Source organism: Halopiger xanaduensis SH-6 (assembly GCF_000217715.1).
Lineage (GTDB): Archaea > Halobacteriota > Halobacteria > Halobacteriales > Natrialbaceae > Halopiger > Halopiger xanaduensis.
Genome location: NC_015659.1, coordinates 44,583 through 68,763 on the forward strand (window position 1 = coordinate 44,583; position 24,181 = coordinate 68,763).

Here is a 24,181-nt window from a genome sequence, read left to right on the forward strand (position 1 = left end):
TTATTCTGACACCCGGTATCGATCGATCCGCATCTTATTTTCGACGTAGGATCGACTTGAGTCGTAGATCGGGTCGTCGGGCAGCGGTGCATCGCCGTCGGGGACCGTCGCGACGGGAAACTCGGTCTCGCGGAGGATCGCCCGTACCATCGTCTCCCACTCACCGAGCGTCGATTCATCGTCCATCTTCGCGCGGAGGCGTTCGAACACGTCCGCAACCTCGGCGTAGGCCTCGTTGAACTCCTCGAGCCACTGCTGTAGATCCTCGAGATCGTCGTCGACGCCGGCCTCGAGAAGTGCGGCTTCGATTCGGGACTCGACGTCATCCTCCCACTCGTCGCCGCGTTGCTCATTTTTCTGCGGGAGGTCCGGGTCGGTGTACTCCTCGAGGGCCTTGCGAACGATCCGGCGGAACTCCTCGGGATGTTGCTCGAGGGCGTTCAACTCGGTCGCGCCGGCGCCGTGTTCCTGCTCCCACTCGGTGATGCGGCGATTGTACGCGACGCCGCCGGTCCCGGTTGACGTACTCTCCTCGATCGGCTTCCGGGGGAGGTCCAGGGCCTCAATCTGGTCGGTCGTCACCGCGAGCCGTTCGATCACGACGCGCTGCTCGAGGTCGCCGCGTTGTTTCAGCCACGCGAGTTTGCCCGCCATGTTCGCGGGCATGTCGTACCCTTTCGGGTCGAAATCGGCGAGGTAGAGAATCACCGCGGGCTTCCCGGCCTGCTCGATTCGTTGGGCCAGCTCGTTCGCGACGGTCAGCGAGAGATCGCCCTCACCTTCGACGACGACGTTGCAGCCGTACTCGGCGGCCAACCCGCCCCGGCCGCGGATGTAATCGGGCAGCGTCTTCTCAGACCAGAGTTCGATGTGGTAGGGCGACTGCCGGGCCTCGTCGAACGACAGGCACTCGCGGGCGCTCGAGGCAACGCGATCGGCAGCCCACTCGGAGTACTCGGTCTCGTCAGGATCGAAGACGAGCTCCGCTGACGCCTCGGGGTCAGGGATGTGGGGCGTTCGAACCCCGGTCGGCGCGGGCAAACCCTCGGGGTCGGGCCGGACAGTGTGGTTTCCGTACTCGGTGACGGTCCGCGTGTCCGCGCGTTTGTCGATAATCCCGTCCAGCGGGATGTAGCCGAGAATCCGAGCGAGGACGGCACACTCCTCGAGATAGTCGTAGCACTTCTGCGTGTTATCGTAGGTCTCCCACGAGCAGTCCGTCGGCGGCTCGACGTCCATATCGGACATGTAGACGTGGTAGTGGACGCCCCGAACGTGGATGCGGTCGCTCTCGCGCTGTTCGACGGCCTCGTTCCACAGCCGCGCGAACCACTCTGCTTTCGCGTGGTCCGCCTCTGTGCCCTTGTACATCGGGTCGCGCCGGCGACTCTGGATCAGCAGGTCGTCAGCGTCGACGTTGTACTGCTCGGCGAGGCCGTCGATCCACTCGCGGAGTGCTGCTTGGTCGCGATGCTGTGGCTCGTCGGTGTGATCTGGTGGCATATGTGAACTCGAGTACGGGTCTCTCGGTGTGGTCGTTCGTGGCCCTCTCAGCAACCGCCGCCCCTTGGACGCCGCGGCGTCTGTCCGACAACAACTCTGTTTGAATTCAGATGGACTCTAGTGTGTATTGCGTACCTGTCGCGAGCGCGCAGGACACGGAGACAACCTCGAGTCACGACACGGTGAGATTGGCGTGTGCGGCGCCGAGACGCGTTTTGTCATGTCTTCTGACCCACTGGCTGTGATAGACGTGCGGCGACACCGCGACAGGTTGTGGCGCGATTAGAGGTCGAACAGTTTCGACCCTTCCGCGCCGATCTCGTTGGCCTCGATTAATGCGTCGATCTGGTCCTCAACCTCCTCACGGCGGACGCCATGTTCGGATGTGACCGCGTCAACGATGTCCGATCGCTGGACCGCGAAATCGTCGACGGTCGTAATCTGCTCGGTCAGGGCGTCCATGACGAACTCTTGGATCTCGCTTGCGCCGTAGGTGTCGATCTCCGTTCGTTCCTTGATATCGAGGTCAAGCGCCTCGATATACGTCGATAGCGTCGATTCGCTTTGCCCGGTGAAAGTCTCGTAGATGCCGTTAATCGTTACGAGGTCGCCGGGGCCGACCATGTCCACGAGGTCGTTTTTCAGGAAGGCGATCGAGCCCGGCGGTTCCTCGAGATTGCTGTCCGGCGGAATGATGACGATCTTCTGTAGATCGACAAGTTCGGACTGTTCTCGTTTGAATCGGAATCCGGGTTTTGAGTGTTCGCACCCCATGCATTCGTTCGGTTTCATGAGGTCGCCGTAGCTCTGTGGCATTCGCGTCAGCGTTCCACAAAGCGGGCATTCGAAGGCCGCTTCTTCGGCGTACGGCGTCACGCCCTCCATGTCGACGACCTTCCCACGGACCGAGAGCAGTTTCCCGAGTTGGCGCGTTCGGTACTTCCCGACGCGGACGATCTGTTTTTCGGGAAGGTTGTAGATCCGAACGTTGGCCCCAAGGACCGATGCCTCCTCGAGCCGATTGAGCGCGTTCGTCGCGAACTGTCGCATTCGCGCGGGCTTTTGGAGGAACTCGTCGGCAACCGAGCCGTCCCATGCATCGAGTTCGTGCCAGTCGATCCGCAGCGATCGCTCGTCGGGATACTGTTCATCGAGATCCTGTACGACGTCGCGGTACGGGCCGGTGAAAAACTCCGTGAACGCCTTTTCGGGGTCGTCGTGTTGTCCCATACTCGAGTACCCCCTATTTCAGTTCCTCCATCACGACCTTCCACTTGATTTCGGCCGCTCGCTTTCCGACGGGTGTGAGCTCGTACGTGCCGTCGGACTTGGTGATGCATTTCTCGAGACTATCGCTCTTGCCGAGGTGCGTCGCCAGCGTACTCCGCGTCCAGTCGATGTGTTCGGCGATATCTTCCTGCCGTGAGAGGTCGTCATGCTCGTCGACGACGCGGCAGGTGTCGACCAACACCTCGCGCGTCGGCGCCTCTTTCGAGAGCCACGGCGCGATCGCCTCGGGGATGTTGTGCCGTTCGACGACCTCCGAGAGCGTCGTGTCCCGATCCTGCTGTTGCAGCGAGAGTTCGCGCTGTCGGTCGCCGAAGCCGGTCGACTGTAAGGAGAGGTCGGACTTGACCGGGTAGTCGCGTCGACGCTCGAGGGCCGCGTCGATCGCGTCCTGGTCGACCTCGTCGGCCGCAGGGTCGCCCTCGAAGTCTTCGGGGAGCAGATACCACGTCCCGACGCCGGGTTCCGAGTCATCGGTGACGACGGTCCGGTCGGTCAGATCGACCCAGTACTCGCAGTCGCCGTACTTGCCGCCCCAGCCGTCGTACTCGGTCTCGCGGACGCGGGCACCCCACGCTTGCCCGTAGCGATCCAACCAGTGGCGATCGCCGAGGCCGAGGCCACACGGTGCGCCCCGAAGTTCGATCGGCCAGTAGGCTTCCCCGCCGTAGAGGATCATGCCCTGCCCGATATCGAACTCCGAGAGTTGGTTCATCTGTTCGTCAGAGAAGTTGTACGAGCGGTCCAGCGTCTCGATTTCCTCCTCGCCGAGTCGTAGCAGGATCTTCGTCGCCATGTTCGACCGAACCGGCTTGTAGACGTCGTTCAATTTCTGCGTCGAGCCAAGCATCAAGATGCGTCGCGAGCCACCCTGCGTCGAGAGGAAGAAAATCGTCTGCCTGAGCGTCTTGATGGTGTCCTTGTACCGGACGTCGGCCAGTTTACTCGGCGCGATGTTCTTGAGCTCGCGAATCTCGAGACAGACTCGCGGGAGGCGGCTGTTCTGGTCGCGGGCCTTATAGATCAGCCGCAGCCAGAGGTCCATGATCGTGTATTTCAGTGCCTCTTGGCCTTGCGGGAGGAAGTTACAACAGAGGACCGCGGCCTGCTCTTGGTTCGCGATCACCGACGCCATGTCGATGTTCGTCTCGGCTCGCGGTGAGGCAATCAGCCCCTCGCCGGCGAGGTGTGCGAGTCGTTGGGCAGCCTGATTCAGTGCGTCCTCGGCGTCCATGTGGTACTGGACGCTTTTCGTTTCGACGGCGCCGTCGCCGCTGCCGGTCTCACGCTTTTCGGTCCACTCGATCGTCGCGTCCATTTCCTTGGCGTACACCTGTAGGCGCGATACCAACTCGGTGACTTCCCCCGTTCGCTCGAGGGTCTTGTCGAGTGCCTGCTTGATCCGCTGTTCGGTGTTCGCGTCGGACTGGGTGATACCCGCGAGGCGAAGAATCAGGTGCGGTGTGAGGTCGTCGATGCCGATCGTGAACGGGACGAAATTCGACGGGAGTTTCGCCGGCAGCCCGTCCATCGCCGGGACGAACACTTCGGCGTCGAACGCCTCGGGGTCTTGTCCCATCCGCTCGAGGTTGTTGCGGATCGCCTGCTCGTCGTTCGGAATGGAGATCATCGGCGTCTCCATCCGCCCGTCATCGAGAATCGAGAAATAGGAGTAGTTGTGCTCGTTGTAGAGGTTCATCCCGATCGAGGTGATTGTCGAGTCCTTCCCCGAGCGCGGGAGTGCAACCGCGAGGATGTGGTCGCACGACGAGTGGGGAATCTCGACCGCTCGGTCTTCGAGGTCGGCCGCGTCGTCAGCCGCAATCCGACGACGACCGATCGCCGTCGCCGTGTCGACGTTGCTCTGGCGGCCCTGGTCATCCAGCGTCTCGAGGCGGACCGGCGCGTACTGGGTGAGATCAGTGTAGGCTTCAACAAAGCCGAGTTCCTTCGCGACTTCGACGAGGATTTCGAACCACGTCGACGGGTCGATATCGTGTCCGGCTTCGAAACGCCGGTGGATCTGGTTGAACCGGTAGATCGACCGCGCCGACGTAGTAGTCTCGCCGGCCAGCGTCGGTCGGTCCGGGTCGTGCCAGAGGTAGAGGTGTAACTCCTCGAGATACTCCTCCGGTTCGCGGTCGGTATCTTCCTCACCGACGATCGCGTTCTCGGCGTCACGGATGAGGTCACGGACGTGGGCCTCTGTATTCAGCGTCTCTTTGCGTTGGCGCTGGCGAATCTTTTCGGACAGTTTGTTTCGAACGGCGACACGCGTCGCAGTGTTGTCACTCGGCTGGTGAAGTTCGTTGGAGCTCATGGGTGATTGAATCGGGAGTGGTTAGTCGTGGGTCTCCGGCCGGACGAACGGCGCGGGCGTCGGGTCGTCGTCGATCGTTGGGGCGCTGTAGCGGGTGTTGAACGCCTGCTTGCCGAACAGTGAGGAGAACTCGCCACGGAGTTGCGCGACGTTCGGCGGGAGTGACTCGTCACCGAGCGAGGCGGCGACGATCTCTCGTTCGGTGCCGTCTTCGGTGTTGGTGAGTGTAATCGGCGTCTCGACGATTGCATGGGCGTCGACGAGGTCGCGGTAGACCTCGCGAACGAGATCCGGGTCGCGACCGCGGCCGACGAACAGCAGGCCCCACGCGATATAGCGCCGATCGTACTCGACGACCTGCTCAACGAGGAGGTCCCGCGGAATCATTCCCTCTGGCGCGTCGTGGACCGTCTCGATGAGTTGATCCATGATCGCGACTTTCTCGTGTTCCTCACGCCACGCCTCGAGCATCGGGAGGTACCGCTGTAGGAGGTAGGCGTTCTTTTCCTCGATCGCCGGTGCGGGTTCGCGCCCCTCGAGTCGGTCGATTGCCCGGTCGGCGAGAGTCCGCGCGAGTTCGTGCTTGTCCTCGCTCGCGTACACGTTGCCGTCGAAAAAGCCGTAGTACATCGTCGTCTCCGGCACTTCGACGGTCTTGGTGAGGATCGCGAGGTCGGTCCATCGGGTCGGTTCTTCCTGCGAGCGCAGCGCCTTGAGTCGGCGGCGGTGTCGGAGGTCGACCGCCCAGTAGTAGACGGCGCCGACGAACACCGACGCCGCAATCACGACCGGGATCATCCAGAGTTGAATCCAGATCCGCAGCCACAGCAGGATACCGACGAACGCGAAGCCGGCCGGCGCGAGGAAGCGCCAGAGGACGCCATGCAGGTCGACGGCCGACCCTAACTCGAGGCGGAACAACCGAAGTTGCGTCCAGAAGTCGGGTTCGTCGTCCGCGTCGGTCTCGTCAGTCGGCGGGTCGACGTCAATCGGCTCGGCGCGGTCGGGGACCTCGAGCACGTCGGTCTCGCCGACCGTCTCGTCAGACTCGCCGTCGGCCCCCGGTGGGTTGAACGTCGGTGCGTCGTGGCCGTTCCCGTCGAATGCATCGAGGAGCCACCGGGCGATCTGTTGGGCACTGTCGCCGGTCTGGACGAGGACGCGTTCGCAGGAATCCAGATCCGGTTGGCGGGCTTCCTCGGCGAGTCGCCGGACCGTCTGGTAGTTGTACCCCGATTTCTCGGCGGCGATACGGGACAGCAGTCGGTCGCCGAAAAACAGCAGCGACCGGAACAGCAGGACAATCGCGAGCGCCCACACCCACGGGTTCGTCGCGAGCGAGAGCAGCGTCGTCACGATCGGGGCGCTCGAGGTGCTGGTTTCGGCCTCGTTGACCAGCAACCCGAGGAAGCCGACGCCGGCGACGAGCCCGCTACCGACGACGACCGCGGCCAGCAGTCGCGACGTGTTCGGGTGCGAGCCACCCATCACGAACCGCACGAGTGCCTGTTTGCACCGGTAGCGAAGCGACGTCCCGAGCGCCCGAAGGCGGCCGCCGAACAGCCACAGGACGCCGATCAGGGCGAGCGTCAGTCCGGCAAGAGCGAGCGCAACGAGGGGCGGATGTTGCTCGAGCATTAGTCATCCCCCGCGGCGGCCGGAGCGCCGGTCAGTTGCGTCTCTTTGCGCTCAAGGTCGTCGAGCATCACTTCGAGGTCTTCGCGCGTATCGCGGTAGAGTGCGCCGAGGTTGTGTTCCGATTCCATGTATTTGACCGTCTGTAGCAGGTGATTCACGACCTGTCGTTCGTGTGGGATATGCCGCAGCACGGGCTCGAGCCACGTGTCATGCAGATCCTCAGTATCGAGGTCGTCGGCGCCGTGATGGACCATCTCGAGGCCGTCTTTCGTCCGCTTGGCTTCGCCTTCGGCCACGAGGTGAGCGAGTTGCGCCGGTGACTTGACGCCGAACGCATCCTCGTAGTAGTCCGCGTAGGAACCGATCGCCGCCACTTCGGAGAGTCGTTCGTCGTCGGCCGTGCGTTTCGCGGTCTGGCGGTCGTTCTCGAGTTTCATCAATTCCTGTTCGTAGCGACCGGCCATGCTCGAGAGGGCGTCGGCAATCTCGCCGTGTTTCGAGCGCCGGCGCCACATCGCCAGCGCGGCGAGCGAGAGGCCGATAATCACGTTCAGCGGATTCATCAACCCGGCAATGAGCCAGCCGATCGACTGCGCGGCGAGTTCGGTGAGGAAGCCGTCGACGAGCTGGGCGCGGTCGTCGACCCACTCGAGGTAGGCTTCAACGCCGTCGGGGTCGGTCTCGTAGCCGTGCTCCTCGGCGAAGTCTTGCCACTTGTCGATGACCGGTTCCCACTCTTGGAGCGCCGCCGCTTCGACGCTTTGCTCGGTCTCGGAGGCGTACAGATCGATCGCCTTCGACGAGTCGTCGGCGAAGAACAACTCGAGCGTATACAGCGACTGTTCGTCCGGCGGGGCGGCGCCCTCGTCGTACTCGACGCGGACGGTCTGGCCGCCATCGAGGACGCGAGCCTCGGCGTTGGACTGGGTGATCCGGGCCGCGTCGACGGGCTCGGTCGTCGTGAACATGACGAACTCGCCGGTCGTGTTGAACGTCGCGTCCTCGTCGACGACCTCAACGGAGTGATAGTCGACGTCCAGTTGGACCGGATTGACCCGGACCTGATCGGCCGTCGTCGGGCCGGAATCGGTCGACGTGTTGTTGGACGTCGTCTCGTTGCTCTCTTGGAGTGCGTACAGCGCCGGGGACGAATCTGTGGCCCCACGATCGGCCTGCGGACTCGCCGCGCCAGCGGCCGGCACGACGGCGCTCAGGACGACGAGACAGACCGCGAGGATAGCGAGTGACCGTCGCATTAGGCCTCACCTCCTTTGGTGCCGTTCTCGCGGTTGGGGATATCGCCCTGCCCATTGATCTGGCGGCGCTGGTGGCCGCGGGCCGATTCGATTCGGATATCCTCGTTTGTCTCACCGACGAGTTCCTTCACTTCACGCAGTTCGTCCATCACTTGCTCACGCTGTCGGTATTCGCCGTTCTCGAGAATCGTCACGAGGTCGTCAATCTGGTTGTGCGCCTCAGCGAGTTGCGCCCGAAGGGATTTCTTCTCGATTTCCATCTTCCGCATTTCCTCTTGCTGTTTGACCTGTTTCTCGTAGGGCAGCCGCAGCGGCGGGTGGTACCGGTAGTCAGCGGCGTTGTTCGTCCCGCCGTCGATCGTGATCTGGCCCTGCGTTCGCATTTCCCACTTGCCGTCCTCGAGTTTCGTCGCGTCACTGTGGATTTCGTGCGTCACGATATCGCCGAGTGGCCGATCCGACCGGAGTTTCCGGTCGTGACCGGCGAGTTTACGCCGGCGAAAGAGCCCGAAGATCCGTTCATCGCGCAGTTCTTGCACCAGCATCGAGCCGTCTTCCTGGTACTCGACGGCGTTCCGGTCGTAGTAGATCGTCTCCTCGCTTTCGGCCTGTTCGCCGTCTTCGGATTCGTAGACGACGTGGACCTCGCCGACCGAGGAATCCTTGTAGCCGCGGTAGGCGACGCCGGCGCCGAGGGCGACGAACGCGACGAGTGCGTACTGGACCTGCGTCGTGTAGCCGAACTCGGCGGGACTCCCGTTTTTGAGGAACTGGTAGGTGTAGAAGCCGACGACGCCACAGATCGCGAGCAGGCAGAACGAAATGATCTTGAGTTCGACCGGGAGTTGGCGGGGCTTATCCCGCACCGGAATCCGAGGTCGTGTCTCGGGGCCGGTCTCGGTGCGGTTGACCCGGTCGGCGCCGGTCGCCGCCCGCGAGTCCTCGAAGACGCCCCACCGCTCGACGAGATAGCCGAGCACGAGCAGAATCCCGACAACGACGGCGCCGATCAGCACGTAGTTCCAGTTCATGGTCGGCCCTCCGTGGCGTCCGCAACCGTCTCACCGATTTCGGCGTCAGCCCGATCGCGCTCGTCGGCGGGTCGGAGAATCTCGAGGGTTTTACGGCGAAGCTTCCGCCCGTCCTCGAGAATCGATTCGTACTGTTGCTCCCAGTCTTCGATCAACTCGATCATGACAACACAGCCGTGGTTGCCGGCGTAGCGCCGGAGTTCGCGTTTGATCTCGTCTTCGCTGGCCCCGCGAAGGCGCTCGCGAAGCTTCTTGCGCTCGATTTGTTCGTAGCGGTTCGTGAGGATCGGACAGGCGACGCCGTAGTGCTCGCAGTCCGAGCAGTCGTCGGGGAAGTGGTCCTCCCCGTTGACGTCGACGGCGTACATCTCGTGTTCCGTTTCGAACTCCGCGAGGCGGGTCTCGACGTGGGTCAGGATCGACGCGGCCGGCGCTTTGTCGGCGGCGTCCATCCAGTCGAGTACTTCGTCTTGCAGCTCGGCGTCGGTAATCAGCGCCACGCAGTCGTCGAAATGCTCGTACAGGCGATCGATTCGTTTCCGTCGCTGTTGGGCCTCTGCGGCCCGCTTTGCTGGTCTCATAGGATGTTCTCGTTGATCGGCGGTAGTTCGATGGTCTCGCGGTCCGAATCCGGCGGCGTCACGGCGAAGCCTTCGTGTCTCGAGACCCGCAGGACGTAGGGGTCGTTCGGGCCGAAGGGAAACGCCGAGTCGGTGACGATATCGGCCGGAATGTAGATCCTGCGTGTCGATTCCGAGGGGCTATCGAACGAGCCCGCGAATTGAAGCGCCATTATCGCGGCCCTCCGTGTGGAACGATGCGTCTCTCGAGTCGAATCGGTGGATTGTGCATGTCTCAGGACGTGTACGTGATTTCAAGCAGATTCCAAGCTCGCTGCAATCAGGGGCGCCAAAAAAGAGGCGGGCCGACGGGTGGCCCTCGAGTCGATCCGATCATGTTTGCCCCGCGATCTTCGCTCGGATGTCGGACTCTTTGAGAACGCGGTAGTTGCCCTGTGCGAGAAAGAGCATGATTATCAGCAGGCCCATCCCGACGATTGCGCCCGGACTCACGAGTGAGCCGGGGCTCGAGCCGACGCTGCTGAGAATCAGGAAAATCGCGACCGTCGAATAGAGCAGGTTCGACGTCAGTCCCGTCGCCGACGACACGGTTGCCGATTTCTCACCGTGGCGCTGGAACAGGAACTTGCTCAGATAGATCGCCGTCGCGATCGCCACCAGGGCAAGGATGCCGCCGCTCATCGATCCCACCTCTGGCCGTTATCACGGTCGCCTGTGGACCGTCGTTTGGACTTGTACTTCGCGGCCGTCGCTCCCGACTGGCGCTCTTTGAAGACCTCGAGGCCGACTTTCCCACCGAACGTCAGTGCGAGCCAGATGACGGCCAGCACGATGGCGATGAGCCACCCGCCGGCAATGATCGCCGGGAGTAGTATGAGGCCGATGCCGATGAGAACGATTGTGTTGAACGAATTCATGGTTGGGTTGTTACCTCCGCTGCGGGGAGTTGAAGGGCCATACCGCCCGTGAATCCGGGGACCAAATTGCGGAGCCAATCGGCGCCGCTCATGTACGATCGTACCGAGTGACGGCCTTTATCGAGCGCCGATGGATTTGCGGTGAACTCGACCTCTGCGCTCGGGTCGTTGAACGTGAACTTGACGACATCACCGCCGTCGACCTCGTGGCGGTACACCGGTTCCTCCGAGTCGGTCCCGACCGGCGTCCAGTCGCGGTCGTCAGTCCGGTAGGCCGCCTGATACTCCTCGACGCTCTTGCCGAGGCTCTCGTTTCGAAGCGACACAGAAACCGTCTTTTCGGACTCGTTCTCCGCCGAGAATGTGTATGTCCGTTTCTCGAGGTCGTTCTCACCGATAATCGAGTCGAGACCGATATCAGGAAACCACCCGGCCGTCGCGTTATTCGCATCCCCAGTCCATTTCAAGGACTTGACTAGGAGTTTCGACGGTGCGAACGTGGCTTCCTCGCCGCCCTCGAGCGTGAATTCGACCTGCGTGTAGGTCTCGTCGGCGTCGAAGTCGTGGATCGCGTGCCACGTCGCCGTCTCGCTCCCGTTGTTCGCGTCGATCGTGCCGAGTTCGGCCGGATCGATAACCTCGGGGCTAATTTCGACGACGTAGTTCACGCAGTAGCCGTTCGGATTCTTCGCCGAGAGGTGGACAAAGGCGACGTTCGTATCAACTGTGACCTCTGTATTCTGTGTCTGACTCGTTGCCGTCCCGTTCTGTGACGCATTGATCGTCGACTCGTCGGTCCGGAAAGCGTCATGACGGACGGTCGTACAGTCCGACTCGTCGGCCAGCGACGCGGCCGGGGCCGTGCTCGCGGCCGCCGGCGCGACCGCGGTCAGTGGAACGAGCACGAGCAGCAAGCACACGGCGAGTATGCGGTACATGGTCAGCGATCCCACCGTGGCACGCGTCCGTCTCGAGACTGGACCTTGTCCTTCCAGACCGTGTTGAACGCCGGGATGAACCGCCAGAGGCCGACCAACAGGAACGGAATCAGCAACGCGACGGCCGCGAGCGTGAGGCCGAAGGTCAGTGCTGTCGACGCGATCGCGACGATGAGCAAGACGCTAGCGGCCGCCGTCTGCTGGTAGGACGACTCATCGCCGATGCCGATCGCCGTCGGGACCGTCTCGCCCGTCCAGCGGATCGTCGAGGCCAGCGCCGGCGGCAGCGCCCGATCGATCGAGAGCCACCCGAGGAAGCCGCGGACGTTGCGCCACGTTCCACGGGCTTGCGTCCCGGTGAATCGGACTGCTGCGGCCGGGATGCGGACAAGGGCGCCGAGTGCCGACCCGAGGTAGCTGCCGGCCTTCCGTGTCTGTTTCCGAATCGAGGGCATGAGTTATCGCCTCCGTTGCCACGTTCGCGAGAGTGCCTTTCCTGCGGCCCGGAGCGGCCACGTGATGAGTCCGAGCAGTGAGCCGGCCCCTTCTCGAGTTCGCCGCATGGCGCGTTGGCTGCGGGACTCCCATCGGATCTTCGCCGCGCGTCGCGGGTCGCCGTACGGTCGGTCGCTGTCGTCAGAATTGCGTTTCCAGGGCATGGGTATCACAGTGATCGACCAAGCAGAATGTTGAGGACCGTCTGCGAATCTTCGCCAATTCGGAGTGTCGACGAGTACTTGCCAGCGAGGTCGTTCAGATACTCGTCGTCGGGGATTTCGTGGTCAGATTCGCTCTTGCCGATGTACCGTCGACGGAACTCCGAAAGGTCATCCGCGCCGTTCTGTGCGGCTTGATTCCGGAGTCCGACCTGAAAGTCGGGGTCATCGACTGGACTATCGAGCCACTCGAGGGTGACGAACTCCTCCGTACCGTCGTCGTATTCGGCGTTGATGTGGGTCTCGACGACGTCCTCCGGTTCGTTGAACGGAATCCGTGAGATTCCGATATCGACGCCGACCGTTGCGCTACCGGCGGCCGTCACGTCGGCTTCCTCGAGCAGCCAATTCCCGTAGCGCAGCCACGCGTCTGTATTCGCGTTGAACTCGTTGCGCATCCGATCGGCCAGTGTCGCCGGGTCATCGTAACTCGAGAATCGGTCTGCGACCCCGGCAACGTATCCTTTGAGGAAGGCCGACCGGTCCGGCTCAACCTCGAAGCCGTCCGCGAGGATGCCTTGCGAGTCGCCGTCGGACTGTGCGCTGGCTGTCTGTGATGCGATCCCGGCACCGCCGATCGTCGCCAGCGCCGCGCCGGACGTGCGTAGGAGCTGTCGTCTCGTCTGTTGGGATTGTGATTTGGGTGTCATCGTACTGAAAGGGGGGATCGGATGGGTGAGGTCGGTGATCGGATTGGTGCTGGCACCGAAACTCGAGAAAAGCGAGCCCGGCCTGCCAGATGCTCGATACCAGGCCTCGAGCACGGCACATGACGACCGGCAGGAATCGAACCCGCACGTTGGGGCACCAGCCCCGGTCGCCCACTCGCAGCGCCGCCGTCACTCCGCGAACGCAATCCGCTGCATCCGATCGCCCGCGATCTCGAAGGCCACGCGCCGGTCGACCTCCGACACCAGGACCTCGCCGTCCTCGAGTACCGTCCACGGGCCGAGCCGGCCCTGCTTTCGGAGCCGAACCACCGAGCCGTAGCCGGACCACGAGCGTTCGCGGGCCTGCTGTTTCTCGGCGGTCCAGCGGCCGGGCGGATCGACTCGTAGGCGCGATTCGGTGCGCAGCAGGTCTCGGAGCGTTTCGAAGGGCTCGGCGGTCGAAACGAGTGCCCGCACGCGGCGCGTGACCAGCGGGTAGTCAGCGGATGGTCCCTCGAGTGCGACGCCGATCGCCGACAGTTCGGACTCGAGGGTCGGAGGGTGGCCTGTGGTAGCCATAGGACCCGCTCTCGGAATCGAACCGAGACTATCGCCATGATAGACCGCCAGTGCGGGTCGACTGCAACCGCGAACAGATGAAAGGGTGGTGTGCTACCGCGTTAGAACGGCAGCAGGTCGCCGAACGAGAACGAGGTGAACGCGTCGGTGCCGAACGCCGAGAACGCGTCCATCACGCCCATGTCAGCGGACTCAAGGAAGATCGAGCCCATGTCGGACTTGTCGAAGTCCTGACTTGCGGCCGTGTAGGACTCGGATTCGATGAAGACGTCCATCTCCGAGTTGCCGTCTTGGGCGTCGCCGGTGTGGATAGTCCACGAACCGTCGCCGTTGTAGACAGCGTAGGTGTCGCCGTCCGAGACGACGTCCGTGTCAGCCTCCTCGTAGAACGCGAGGATCGGCGTGCCGTCAGCGGCGACCGCAGCGCCGGTGATGACGTCGCCGGACTCGAGGTCGTCGCCCATCGCGTCTTCGAAGACGCTCGAGCCGTTTTCAGTGTCGTCGTAGACGGTGACAGTCGTATCGGAGCCGTTGATGCCGACCGTCTGCTCGTAGGTGTGCAGGTCGTTCGGCTCCTCGTCGCCGAGAAGTCCGAACGAGAACGTGTTCCACGAACTCGCTTCGACGTCTTCGATCGTGGCGCTGTCATCGTCGACGTTGGTGACGGCGTACGTGCTCGCGAACTCGAGGTCCACGTTGAACGTGTCCATCGAGGTCGTCTCGTTGCCGTCAGCGTCCTCGCCCCACGCGTTGACCGTGATGGTCGTGTTTGCGCCCGCGTCGCCGGGGAGCTTCTCGAGTTCCGAGTGGCTGACGTTGAACGTGTAGCTCGAGTTCGTGCCGTCCACGTCGGCGGACGTCTCGTAGTACTGCTCACCGTCGTACGTGATGTTCAGCAGGGCAGTACTCGTGTTATCGGTGCTGAAATCGGTGCCGTCACTCGAGAGATCGTACTCGAGGTGATCCGATGCGTTTGCTTCGAAGCCGGTAGCGGAATCAGAACCGTCGCCGGCCAGCGTGGTTGTTTCAGCAGCGACACCGCCGGTAAACGCCATGCCGACGGCCGAAAGGGCCAGCATGGCGACCATGAACAGCGTTGCGACTCGCTTGAGGTTCGTTGTCATTGGAATTGTGTTGTGAATGAAGTGGTTGGTTGGCGGACGGTACCTCGAGTCCTCCCGGGTAGGGGTATCGGGTGGTGGTTTCGGCGGCGGGACGGTTGGCGGCGGCGGAACGCCTCCGGTTTCGAAGGGTTGTGGATGGATCATGGATGGATCACTCTGTTAGGATTGGTTGACCTCGAGCCAGAACACGTCGCCGCTGTTGACGCCGACGGTTGCGAGGTCATCCGTCCCGTCGCCGTTGAAGTCGTGTGCATACACGTCATCTTGGGCCTTCGCGCTTGAGGACGAATCTTCGAGGACCCAGTCGCTGCCGTCGTGGATCCAGAGTTCCTGGTCGCCGGCCGTGTCGTTGAACAGGAACAGATCCGAAACGGCCGACTCAGACCAGTTGTGCGCGAACGCGTTGTTGTACGCGTCACTCGAGCCCTGGAACTGGCTCACCGTGTAGTCGGTACCGTCATACTCCGAGATCCAGACGCGGCCGCTTGCGGAGTTGGGCGACTCGTGCGAGACCAGATCCGTCGTGGTGCCGTCGCCAGTGAAGTCTGCGAACGAACAAATCAGGTGCTGGGTCCCTGTATCGTAGCTTCGCGTCGTCCACGTGTTCGTCGGGTCGCCGGGATTCTCGAGGACGTGGATTCCGCCCTCGTAGTGTGAGTGGGCGGCCCGACATGAGACGACGAGGTCGGTCGCGTTGCCGTCACCCGACATGTCGGCCATCCTGTAGGGCAGCCAGAACGCGCCGCCGAGTTGGGCGATCTCGTACTGCGACCAATTCGCTGCATCGAGTGGATCGCCGCCCTCGAAGTCTTGGAACCGGACGCCGTAATTGCCCGTATCACTGCTTGGCGACCCTTGGACCGTGTAGACGAGTTCTGGATCGCCATCGCCGTCGATATCGAAGAACCGGACTGTCTGTGTGTACTCGGCGGTATCGTCGAGCATGACAGTCGACCACGAGCCTGTCGGGTCGTCGGAATCCGGAACAGCGAGGTGCAGCTCGCCGACTTTCTGGTCGCAGATGCCAATCTCGTAGTTCCCGTCGCCGTCGATATCGCCGACGCCGGTGCCTTCGACTTCGTCAAATCCAGTGCCGACGGTGTGCTGGGTCCATGTATCGGGGTCGCCGCCTTGCTCGTACCACCAGACGTCGCCGCCGGTGCCGTTGCCGACGATCATGTCCTGTGTCCCGCTTGCGGTCATGTCGATGAGCGAGAAGCCGTCTGGATCGGAGAGGCCGGAGTCGACCGTGTGCTTGGTCAGACTCCACGACGTCAGTTTCCCGAATCACCCGGCATGCCGTAATCAGCAGCCAGACGGAAATCGTCGTACACACCATCGGCGCGCTTTTTGTACCCGAAGTTCGTCCCGGTGTATGTACTGTCCGTCGCGGAGAGTGTGAGCACAGAATCGTCAGACAGATCAGTGATATCGACTTCAATATCAGTGCTGTTCGAGTAGATATCTACCAGATACCACTGCCCGCTCGTCGGTGACCCGCCAGTGTCCAGATCGGTGAAGGAACTACCATCCGTTTTGACTAGTCTGAACGAGCCGGTATTGACGTTAATTGTGAGTCCATAACCGGTGTAATCGCTGTTCCACGTCGTTCCAGATTCGCCGAAGAACAAGATACCAGGCGCTGCCCCGCTCGAGGGGGCATAGACATACCCTTGTATCCAGTCACCGCGCGAGGGGTAGTTTTGAAGGCCGTCGCCACTGGTTGAGACGATACTCGTATTGTTGGTCGTCCCGTCGGCTTTGAGGCTGTTGTCCCCCTGATAAACTGGTGTTGTCGAGTCGATTCCAAATTCGCCAGTTGAGCCGCTGTATCGGTCAGATACCGAGCCACTCCATTCGAACTGGTCGATAACGGAAGTCGGTTCTGTGGCAACCTCCGCTAATCGGATAATTCCGTTATCGTTGACGAGATTACTTCCAAGTGTGACGGTCGACCAGTCGGAGATGTCGATCGTTTCGTTCGTCGGACTCGAGCGATTCGTCTCAAGGGTGCCGCTTGTTTCGTAACTCATGGTATCACTCTCGTAGTTCGTCGATGTTGTCCGCGCCGTACCACCCGATCTGCTGACCCAAATTTAGCCAGATGTCGGTCAGCGAGAACACGCCGTCGTTGTCCCGCCAATCGCTCGCGGTCGCGAGCTGCCACGGGTTCTCAACGGCTGTCGTATCCGGCCCGAAGTTATTCGACTGCCACGTTTCCCGAACTTCGCCCCACGATTTCAACTCAGCAAAGTGGCCGGTCGCGTCGGGTGTATGTCGGTAGTGGTTCCACCCCGAAACGACCGTAAACGTCGCGTGAGTCGGCGTGTCCGTGCGGCGTTGCTCGAGGTCGTCCTCGCTTGGTTGGATCTCTGCGGCTTCGAGGTTGTAGCCGCTGTAGACGATGCGCTCGAGTTCGTCGGTCTCGCTGTTGACGAACACGTAGATCGGGTCGTGGTCGCCGATCGCACTCCCGAGTGCGTTATCGCCAACCGGCAGTGATTCGCCGCTGCTGACCTTACTCCAATAACAGAGGACGTCAGTGTCTTGGTCCTCGGACGTGGCGACGTAGCCATAGAGGCCGTCGAACGCCTGTCGCGTCGCGTCGTCCATCTTGAGCAGCGGTTGGAACTGCCGAAGCCGGTACTCGTCCCAGACGATTTTGGCGTCGTCTGGTTTTGCTGACCACTCTTTTTTCGTCGTGTAATTGACGAACTCGAAGTCCTCTGGGTCCGGCGGCGGGACTTCGAATACCAGCGGTGTCTCGAGTTCCGGCGTCGAGTCGCCGTCGGCGGAAAAATCCAGCGTGAACTCATAATAATAGTCACCTGTACCCTCGAGACCATCGTAGACTAGCGTCCCGCTGTTGTCAGCGGTGACGGTCTGGCTGTTGATCGGCGTCGACGAATCCGAAGTATCGTACTCGTCGACCATCGCATCGATCGACGTCCCCGACGGGATCGTGCCGTTGATCGTGAGTTCCGGTTCGCCTGAATCCGTGGCGGCAACCCGTTGGGTGACTGCGATCCCACCGACTGCCGCCGCGCCGGCAGCGCCGATACCGAGTAATGCCTCTCGTCGTGTGAGTGAGTGTCCTGTCATGCTGTCACCGAAATTAGCTGTCTTGATACCGCAGGTTGCCCCGCTCGTCCGCCGCCGTGGTCAACGGAACGTAGATGTTCCTCGCGAACCACGCGTCGTTCGTGTCCGCACGCCACCAGTGCTGGCGGCCGTCGGCCGGGTAGAACGCGAACGGATCGACGACCGCCACGTCGCTGGTCTTCGCGTAGCGGCCGTAGCTGAACCACGGGTCACGCTTGTCGAGCCAACTACCGAACTCCGCGTAGCCCTGGACGTAGCCGCCGTCTTCGCCGTCCGGCGCCTCTACGAAGTGATTGTGCGGACGCATCTGCTCGAGCACGACATGCGTCCGCCGATCGGCGACGCGGTCCTCGATAAGATGCCCCCACTCGCCGTCGATCTCCGCGGCCATGTGGTGGCCGCCCGAATGGACGACCTTTTCTACAGACCCATCTGGAGCCTCGAAAACTATGACGGGCTCGTGATCGAGGTGGTGCTCCTCTGGACCCGCGTCGATGCCGAAGTACGAAAAGATCGATCGCTGCGTGTTCGACCGGACCCAGTAGTAGTGGGCCGTCACGTCGTGGTTCTCGCTGTCGGCCGACCAGCCGTACATCCCCGTCATGTCCTCGCGGGCCTGCTGGTTCTGCGTGACGAGTCGCGGCTGGTAGTTCTCGAGCTCCGTGAGGTCGTCGCGCGGATCGACGATGTGGTCGGGGAACTGTGGGACCGAACCGTCGTACTCGAGGTGGTTCGACTCGGATTCGTCGCTCGAGTCAAACGGGCCGAAAAACGCGGGTGCGGCAGTCCCCGCTCGGAGGACGTCACGGCGGGTCAGTTCGTCGGGTAGCATGGTTACGAAAAGAGGCCACCAAGGGTGCGGCCACGAACCTCCGCGTAGCCGCGGTTGAACTCGTCGCGGGCGATTGCCGCCTCGTTGCGAACGTCTTCTTGGCTGTCCTCATACTCGTGGCCGTTGACGGCCGCCTCAACGTCGAGCAGGCCGTACTCGGTCTCGGTAACGCCTGCGTTCGGGATCGGGTACGCACAGGCGGTCAGCCGGTCCCAAATCTCCTCGTTGTCATAGCCTTCCGCGGCCAGTACGAGCGCCCCGCCAGCGACCATCGGCGCGGCCATCGAGGTCCCCGATTTGACGCCAAACGGTTCGACGCGGACGTTCATGCCCGGCGCTGCCAGTTTCGGCGTCGCATCTCGGGACTCCCCATCCGAGAGGTCGAAGTTGCCCGGGTGCGGGCCGACGTTCCCGAAGTAGGCGATCTTGGCGTCGTCGCGATCGCCGCTTTCGGGGACGTTCGTCGCGTTGACGCCGAACGCATTATCGTCGCTGGCCGGGGAAGCGACGAACGTCGTCGCGTAGCGGTCGTTGCCGACCGCCACGACCGGGAAGACGCCCGCGTTCCACGCCTCCTCGAGCGCGTCTGCGAGCGATTGGGACCACTGCGGACTCCCGAGTGAAAGGCAGACGACGTCAGCGCTTTCGGCGACGGCCAGTTCGATACCGGCCGCGATATCCTTGACCTCGCCGCTGCCGCCGTCACCGAGGGACTTCGCGACCAGGATATCGGCCGATTGTCCGAAGCCGTTCGACCCGGCGATACAGCCTGTGACCCACGAGCCATGGCCGTCACCGTCTGCGACGGCTGACGGGCCGTCCGCGCCGACCGTCGGGTCGCCGTCTTTCGCGTAGCCCGTCGACGGATCGAGAAACCGGAGTGTTCCGCTCGAGTCCTCGAAGACCGACTCGTCGTTCGCCCCAGTGTCGATCGACTCGGCGATCGTCCCTGAGGTGTCGATCCCCGAGAGAAACGTATCACTCGCGCGCACGAGGTCGCGCGCTTCGGTCAGCGTCGCCTCTGGCGCGTCGCCGTCGAACGCAAGCCCATCGAGGTTCGGGCTGCTGGTTCCGCTGATTGCCATGCTCGCTGACTCGCGGAGGTTGAGGTCGTGGGACACCTCCGAGGATGTCGCGAATTCGTTGACCGTCTCCGGCCGCGAGAGCACGGCGTTCGCGTCGGCGTACTCGACGTAATCGAGCTTATCAAAGCCACCCGACCAGTACTTGAGACCGAACCGCGATTGGCGGCCGACCGCGTCCCATGGGACCGAGACAGCCAGCATACCGACCGACTCAAGGTCTCGGAGAATCCGACCGTCGTTGGACGTGACGTATTCGCGGATCGACTTGCGCTGTTGGCTCTCCTCACCGTCCTCCGCAGGTTCGTAGGGGATCAGGAACGACGGGTTGTCGTCGCCGTAGGTTTTGATCCCCGCGTTGCGTGCGGCTGCGAACGCCGTCAACGTCTCGCTCGAGCCGATTGGACCGGACAGTGGTCCGATGAAGGCCGGCGACGTGATTGCGACTGCCGTTGCTCCCGACTTGCGTAGAAGGTCTCTCCTATACATTGATCTCACCTCAAGCAGCGCCGCGGCGGCGACGTGCGATAACAACAGTCCCGAGCACGCCGCCCACTGTCACGCCGCCCGCGGGCGCGGCCATCCCGAGCCCGAAGGGCAGCGACGGGCGTGGAATCGTCGACGCGACACCGTGGCGGGCGCTGTCCCACATGCCGGCGAAGCCGTCGCGAGCGTCGATCGTGATCTGTGCCGAGCCGTCGCCGGTCGTGTAGGTCCGGATCACGACCTTGTCGCTGTCCTCGCCGCCACGCTCCATCACTTCGCCGTAGCGGGTGCCGCCATCCCATCCGAGGGGCTGGCCGATCCACGACGGCTCACCGCGCCAGACTCGTGCATCAGTCGACAGCGAGTCGAGGTGAATCACGGTCTCGATGTTGCTCGAGACGGTCGCCTCGTCGGCGCCCTCAAGCACGCGCACGTCGAGGTTCGTCTCGGGCGAGTCCATCGCTGCCTGTGGCTTGACGTGGACGCTTCCGGGGATCTCGCCGCCCGGCACGACTGCGTCAACATCGAGGCTGTTGGCGTCGGTCCGCTGGATGCGGCCGTCCTCAAGTCCCTCGCCGACGACCGCGAAGATTTGATCGCCGGTTGCGGTTTCGGCGCGGATCGTTGGCGGATCGGACCGTCCCTGATCGAGCGCGCGCAGCGAGAACGAATGCACGAACTGGCCGCCCGTCGAATCGGTCACGGTCGCGCGAACGAAGTGCTTGCCTTCGCCGTCGGTCTTGAAACTCGCCTCGTCGCTCGAGACGTCCGTCGCGACCTGCTGGCCGTCCGGGCCGATGACCTCAACCGATTCGACGCCGCCGAAGTTCGACTCGTCTGACGGCCGGAACGTCATCGAGACGCGTTCGCTCGGACCGGGCGACATGGTGGTCACGTCGATCGCGCTCACGTCGGGAATCGTCCCGCTGAACGACGGGTTGGTCGCTGACAGTCTGTCATCGAGGAGGCCGTCCTCGCCCGCCCCCATAATGCGGAGGTCGAAGGCTGCCGGGTCGTCGCTATCGATCGGGTAGTCCTCGATGACGAGCGTATCCTGTCCGGTCATCCCGCCGGAATCGATCGACCAGTACTGGTCATCGATGACCGTCGACGATCCGTTGGTCCAGTGAATCTCCGGTTGCAGCGTGTCTTGGTCAATGCCGCTCGGAATCGGATACTCGGCGTTGAGTCCGCCGTCGCCGATCTCGATCGGGTTCTCTCCGAGTTCGGGCGTCTCGACCTCGCCGATCCCCGCGAGCGCAACCTGCATGTGGTTGGTCTCGGTCGGGAGTTCGTCATTCGAGAGGTCGTCAGCATCTTGGATCGAATCGTAGTCGGATCGCTCGAGGTACCGATCCTCCGCGCCCGGAACCGTCTCGACGAGCGTCCGATGCTGGTCGTAGACGCGCTCGAGCGCCGACCGTTCCATCTCGTCGAATCGCTGGTCGTACTCGCTTTGGAGGTCGTCGATCGTCTCGTTGAGTTGCTGATTCTGAATCCAGTCCCTGAACTGATTCAAAGAGTTAATGCCCTGATAGGGCAGTTCGTCCGATCTGAACGTCTCGAGTGTAACATCCTCTTGGGGGACGTCGTGGGTAACAGGCGGTCCAACGTGGAACGTGCCATTATAGTCGCCGTCGGCCAGATCGCGGAGGTCGGAGAACGACGGCCCCGTCATAGAGGTGAGAAGCGTCCCGTCTGCGCGGTACGCCTGAATAGTCGCCTTCTGAACCCCATGCTGCATCCGGAGCGTGAAGTGGCCCGTCTCGTTAGTCGTCGTCGTCCGCCTCTCGAACAGCCCCGTCTCGACGTTCTGTTGGAGTTGCTTCGCGCGGTCGGTCAGCTCACCGGCCTCGTTTCGCAGTTCCGTCTCGAGGGCCGACCACTGGTCTTCGGCGCCACCAACTTCGAACGGGTAGCCTTTCTCCGGCGAGCCTTCGGGGTAGACGCGGTAGATCCCCGGCGAAAGGTCGCGCTTGATCGCGTGGAACTCGCCGTCCGGCAGCGGGCCGGGGCGAGAAACGGTGTACTCGTGTTGGGTCTCGATCGTCTCTGTGTCGACGACGCCCTGTCCGGGGCCATACTGCTCGAGCACGACCGTTCCCTCAGTGACCTTACCCGGCTGCGAACCGTCGACCGGCCCCTCCGGCACGACAGCGTTCTGCTCGGTAAGATCCCACAACGAGATCACGACCTCGCGGTCCGACTCGAGGCTGATACGCGGATCGTCAACCTCCTCTTGGAGATAGTCCGTACTGCCTTCGCCCCAGTCGTTACTCTGGTGGACCAGCGGATAGACGCCGCTCACATTCGATGTGAACGACTCCGAGTCGAGCATGCCATCGGTGCCGTAAGTGTCCTTAAAGGACTGCCACTCGTCGGGGACCTCGATGTCTTGGGCCTCAGACAGCAGTTCCTCGGCTTCGGCTTGTTTATCGTCGATTGAATCGTTGATCGACTCGTAGTTGACCCCCATCCCGCCGACGGTCGCGTTCGAGACGGGTTCTCCCGACTGGTCGACGACCTGCCCGCTGATCGCGTTGCCACCAGCGTCGATCTGGTCGAGCCACATCTCACGGTTCTCACTGCCCGACCCAGGGGTCATCATGAACTTCCCCTCGAATTGGGGGAACTCGTTTTGGATCTGCCAGTCATCAGGCTGGGATGTGCCGGCGTCCCAGACCTTCGCGCTCGCGACGCCGCCGTCGAACTGGAGTCGCCAATTGACCCACTTTCCGGCTCCGTGATCTGTCGTCTCGTATCCCGCTTGTGAGGCGTCGTCCGGTGTGCTGCCGCTCCGATCGTCAAGGTAGAAGAAATCGTGTTCGCCGTCGTAGACCAGAACGGCTCCGTGTTCGTCTTCGACCTCAGGGTTTTCAATCCCGAATCGGTAGTCGCCGTTCGTCCCGTCGTTTACCTTGACCGTTCCCGAGATCTCGAAATTATCGTGCGTGTCGAACGTGGGGCCATCCTCCCATGACAACGTTCGGTACCCACTCCCACTGAAGTCGTCCGTCGTCAGGTTGATCGAGTAGTTGCCGTAGAAACTGTCGGTGTCGATCCGCGGCCCGTCTTCGTCGGAGACCCAGCCGGTATAATCACCATCCTCGAAGTCGTCGTCGTATGAGACGTTCTCCTCGGCCGTTTGGAGTGACAGTTGCGTGTCGGTCAGCGTGGGTTGGGCATCCGTCTGGCCCGCCGTCGACGACGAGCTGCCGAGCGCAGCGGCCGCTGGCCCGGCCATGATCGACGTGACCATGAGGACGGCCAAGCCGATCGCGAGGAGTTGGCGTGTCGGAATCGCGCTGGTCAGTCGGGACCAGCGGCTATGCGTCGCTCTCGAGTTGGATTTGTCTGTCATGCAGAATCAGGCCTCAGTACCGTCGGAAGTCTCGATCGGCATCGTCGTGTAGTTGCTTCGGAAGGAAGATCCACTCCGCGACGCGGCGCATGATCTGGACGTCATGTAACTCGTCGCGTCGTTTCAGCGTCTCGGCACCCTCGAGAATCAACCGCTGATTCCGTGGTGGCACGTCGACCGCCGCAATGTTCGCCGTGACGTATCCGACCAGCTCGAGCAGGTCCGCTTTCGGCCGGTCGGGGATAATCCCGCCGTAGGTCAGATGTCCATACTCCTCGCTGTAGCGCCAGCGTTTCGAGGACGGCGCCTTGCGCTCCATGATCTTCTGCGGGACGTGCGGCCCGTCGGCCGTCGGTGGGTAGACCTCGGGGTCGGTCAGATCGGCGCGGATACCTTCGCGATCGTGCATCCCGTCCTCGGGTGGCTCACACAGTGCAACCGGGTCCAAGAATGGATCTTCGGAGGTTTGTTTCAACCACAGGTGGGCGAGTGATTCGATTTTCTGCTCGGTGACGGTGTTACCGTTCGGATCGCGGCCAATTGCATCCGTCTCGTCAGGGGTTGGTTCGTCGTCGGCGTCGTCCTCGCCCCACCAGTCACGGCGGGCGTACTGGGCGCGCTCGAGCGACGGACGGTCTGTCGACTCGTCGGCACGTGGGTCTGTCGTAGACATGGTGGGTGCGGAAAAGCGTCGCTAGTCATTACAGCCGCCAAGCGGTCGCCCGTTCGGGCGTTGCCATAACGTAGCGTCGTCAATCAGCTAGCGGTTAGGGCCTTC

Annotated in this window: 22 protein-coding genes; all 22 read right to left on the reverse strand. The window is 62.5% G+C overall.

Annotation, left to right across the window (positions count from 1 at the left end):
- Window positions 1–1,503: a hypothetical protein gene (locus tag HALXA_RS20765; RefSeq protein WP_013876063.1), complete on the reverse strand. Its 1,503-nt coding sequence runs from the start codon at window positions 1,501–1,503 to the stop codon at window positions 1–3.
- A gap of 282 nt (window positions 1,504–1,785) precedes the next feature.
- Window positions 1,786–2,733, reverse strand: a complete 948-nt coding sequence (locus tag HALXA_RS20770) for a minichromosome maintenance protein MCM (RefSeq protein ID WP_013876064.1) — start codon at window positions 2,731–2,733, stop codon at window positions 1,786–1,788.
- Between the two features lie 13 nt (window positions 2,734–2,746).
- Window positions 2,747–5,110 (reverse strand): hypothetical protein, encoded by a 2,364-nt coding sequence (locus HALXA_RS20775; protein WP_013876065.1) that lies wholly within the window; start codon window positions 5,108–5,110, stop codon window positions 2,747–2,749.
- Window positions 5,111–5,131: 21 nt separating this feature from the next.
- Window positions 5,132–6,748, reverse strand: coding sequence for a hypothetical protein (locus HALXA_RS20780; protein WP_013876066.1), 1,617 nt, complete (start codon window positions 6,746–6,748; stop codon window positions 5,132–5,134).
- A complete protein-coding gene (locus HALXA_RS20785) occupies window positions 6,748–8,004 on the reverse strand; it encodes a hypothetical protein (protein WP_049895738.1) in 1,257 nt (418 codons plus the stop codon). The genes HALXA_RS20780 and HALXA_RS20785 overlap by 1 nt, the downstream gene beginning before the upstream one ends.
- Window positions 8,004–9,035, reverse strand: a complete 1,032-nt coding sequence (locus HALXA_RS20790) for a hypothetical protein (protein ID WP_013876067.1) — start codon at window positions 9,033–9,035, stop codon at window positions 8,004–8,006. Before HALXA_RS20790 ends, HALXA_RS20785 begins: the two co-directional genes overlap by 1 nt.
- Window positions 9,032–9,616 (reverse strand): hypothetical protein, encoded by a 585-nt coding sequence (locus HALXA_RS20795; RefSeq protein ID WP_013876068.1) that lies wholly within the window; start codon window positions 9,614–9,616, stop codon window positions 9,032–9,034. The genes HALXA_RS20790 and HALXA_RS20795 overlap by 4 nt, the downstream gene beginning before the upstream one ends.
- Entirely contained in the window at window positions 9,613–9,828 is a 216-nt protein-coding gene (locus HALXA_RS20800; RefSeq protein WP_013876069.1) for a hypothetical protein, read from the reverse strand. The genes HALXA_RS20795 and HALXA_RS20800 overlap by 4 nt, the downstream gene beginning before the upstream one ends.
- Window positions 9,829–9,988: 160 nt before the next feature.
- A complete protein-coding gene (locus tag HALXA_RS20805) occupies window positions 9,989–10,297 on the reverse strand; it encodes a hypothetical protein (protein WP_013876070.1) in 309 nt (102 codons plus the stop codon).
- On the reverse strand, window positions 10,294–10,533 hold the full coding sequence (locus HALXA_RS20810) for a hypothetical protein (protein ID WP_013876071.1): 240 nt from the start codon (window positions 10,531–10,533) through the stop codon (window positions 10,294–10,296). Before HALXA_RS20810 ends, HALXA_RS20805 begins: the two co-directional genes overlap by 4 nt.
- Window positions 10,530–11,471 (reverse strand): hypothetical protein, encoded by a 942-nt coding sequence (locus HALXA_RS20815; protein ID WP_013876072.1) that lies wholly within the window; start codon window positions 11,469–11,471, stop codon window positions 10,530–10,532. Before HALXA_RS20815 ends, HALXA_RS20810 begins: the two co-directional genes overlap by 4 nt.
- A gap of 2 nt (window positions 11,472–11,473) precedes the next feature.
- On the reverse strand, window positions 11,474–11,926 hold the full coding sequence (locus HALXA_RS20820; protein ID WP_013876073.1) for a hypothetical protein: 453 nt from the start codon (window positions 11,924–11,926) through the stop codon (window positions 11,474–11,476).
- A gap of 209 nt (window positions 11,927–12,135) precedes the next feature.
- Window positions 12,136–12,837, reverse strand: a complete 702-nt coding sequence (locus tag HALXA_RS20825; RefSeq protein ID WP_013876074.1) for a hypothetical protein — start codon at window positions 12,835–12,837, stop codon at window positions 12,136–12,138.
- Between the two features lie 189 nt (window positions 12,838–13,026).
- On the reverse strand, window positions 13,027–13,416 hold the full coding sequence (locus tag HALXA_RS20830) for a hypothetical protein (RefSeq protein ID WP_013876075.1): 390 nt from the start codon (window positions 13,414–13,416) through the stop codon (window positions 13,027–13,029).
- Between the two features lie 101 nt (window positions 13,417–13,517).
- Window positions 13,518–14,540: a hypothetical protein gene (locus tag HALXA_RS20835; RefSeq protein WP_013876076.1), complete on the reverse strand. Its 1,023-nt coding sequence runs from the start codon at window positions 14,538–14,540 to the stop codon at window positions 13,518–13,520.
- A gap of 159 nt (window positions 14,541–14,699) precedes the next feature.
- Window positions 14,700–15,743, reverse strand: a complete 1,044-nt coding sequence (locus tag HALXA_RS20840) for a hypothetical protein (protein WP_013876077.1) — start codon at window positions 15,741–15,743, stop codon at window positions 14,700–14,702.
- Between the two features lie 71 nt (window positions 15,744–15,814).
- On the reverse strand, window positions 15,815–16,573 hold the full coding sequence (locus HALXA_RS20845; protein WP_013876078.1) for a hypothetical protein: 759 nt from the start codon (window positions 16,571–16,573) through the stop codon (window positions 15,815–15,817).
- A 4-nt stretch (window positions 16,574–16,577) separates the two neighbouring features.
- The gene (locus HALXA_RS20850; RefSeq protein WP_013876079.1) at window positions 16,578–17,642 is read right to left on the reverse strand and encodes a hypothetical protein; all 1,065 of its coding nucleotides are present in this window, start codon (window positions 17,640–17,642) and stop codon (window positions 16,578–16,580) included.
- A gap of 13 nt (window positions 17,643–17,655) precedes the next feature.
- Window positions 17,656–18,474 (reverse strand): hypothetical protein, encoded by an 819-nt coding sequence (locus HALXA_RS20855; RefSeq protein ID WP_013876080.1) that lies wholly within the window; start codon window positions 18,472–18,474, stop codon window positions 17,656–17,658.
- A 2-nt stretch (window positions 18,475–18,476) separates the two neighbouring features.
- Entirely contained in the window at window positions 18,477–20,045 is a 1,569-nt protein-coding gene (locus HALXA_RS20860; RefSeq protein ID WP_013876081.1) for a S8 family peptidase, read from the reverse strand.
- Between the two features lie 10 nt (window positions 20,046–20,055).
- On the reverse strand, window positions 20,056–23,403 hold the full coding sequence (locus HALXA_RS20865) for a hypothetical protein (RefSeq protein WP_013876082.1): 3,348 nt from the start codon (window positions 23,401–23,403) through the stop codon (window positions 20,056–20,058).
- Between the two features lie 13 nt (window positions 23,404–23,416).
- On the reverse strand, window positions 23,417–24,076 hold the full coding sequence (locus tag HALXA_RS20870; protein WP_013876083.1) for a hypothetical protein: 660 nt from the start codon (window positions 24,074–24,076) through the stop codon (window positions 23,417–23,419).
- Window positions 24,077–24,181 lie beyond the last annotated feature (105 nt).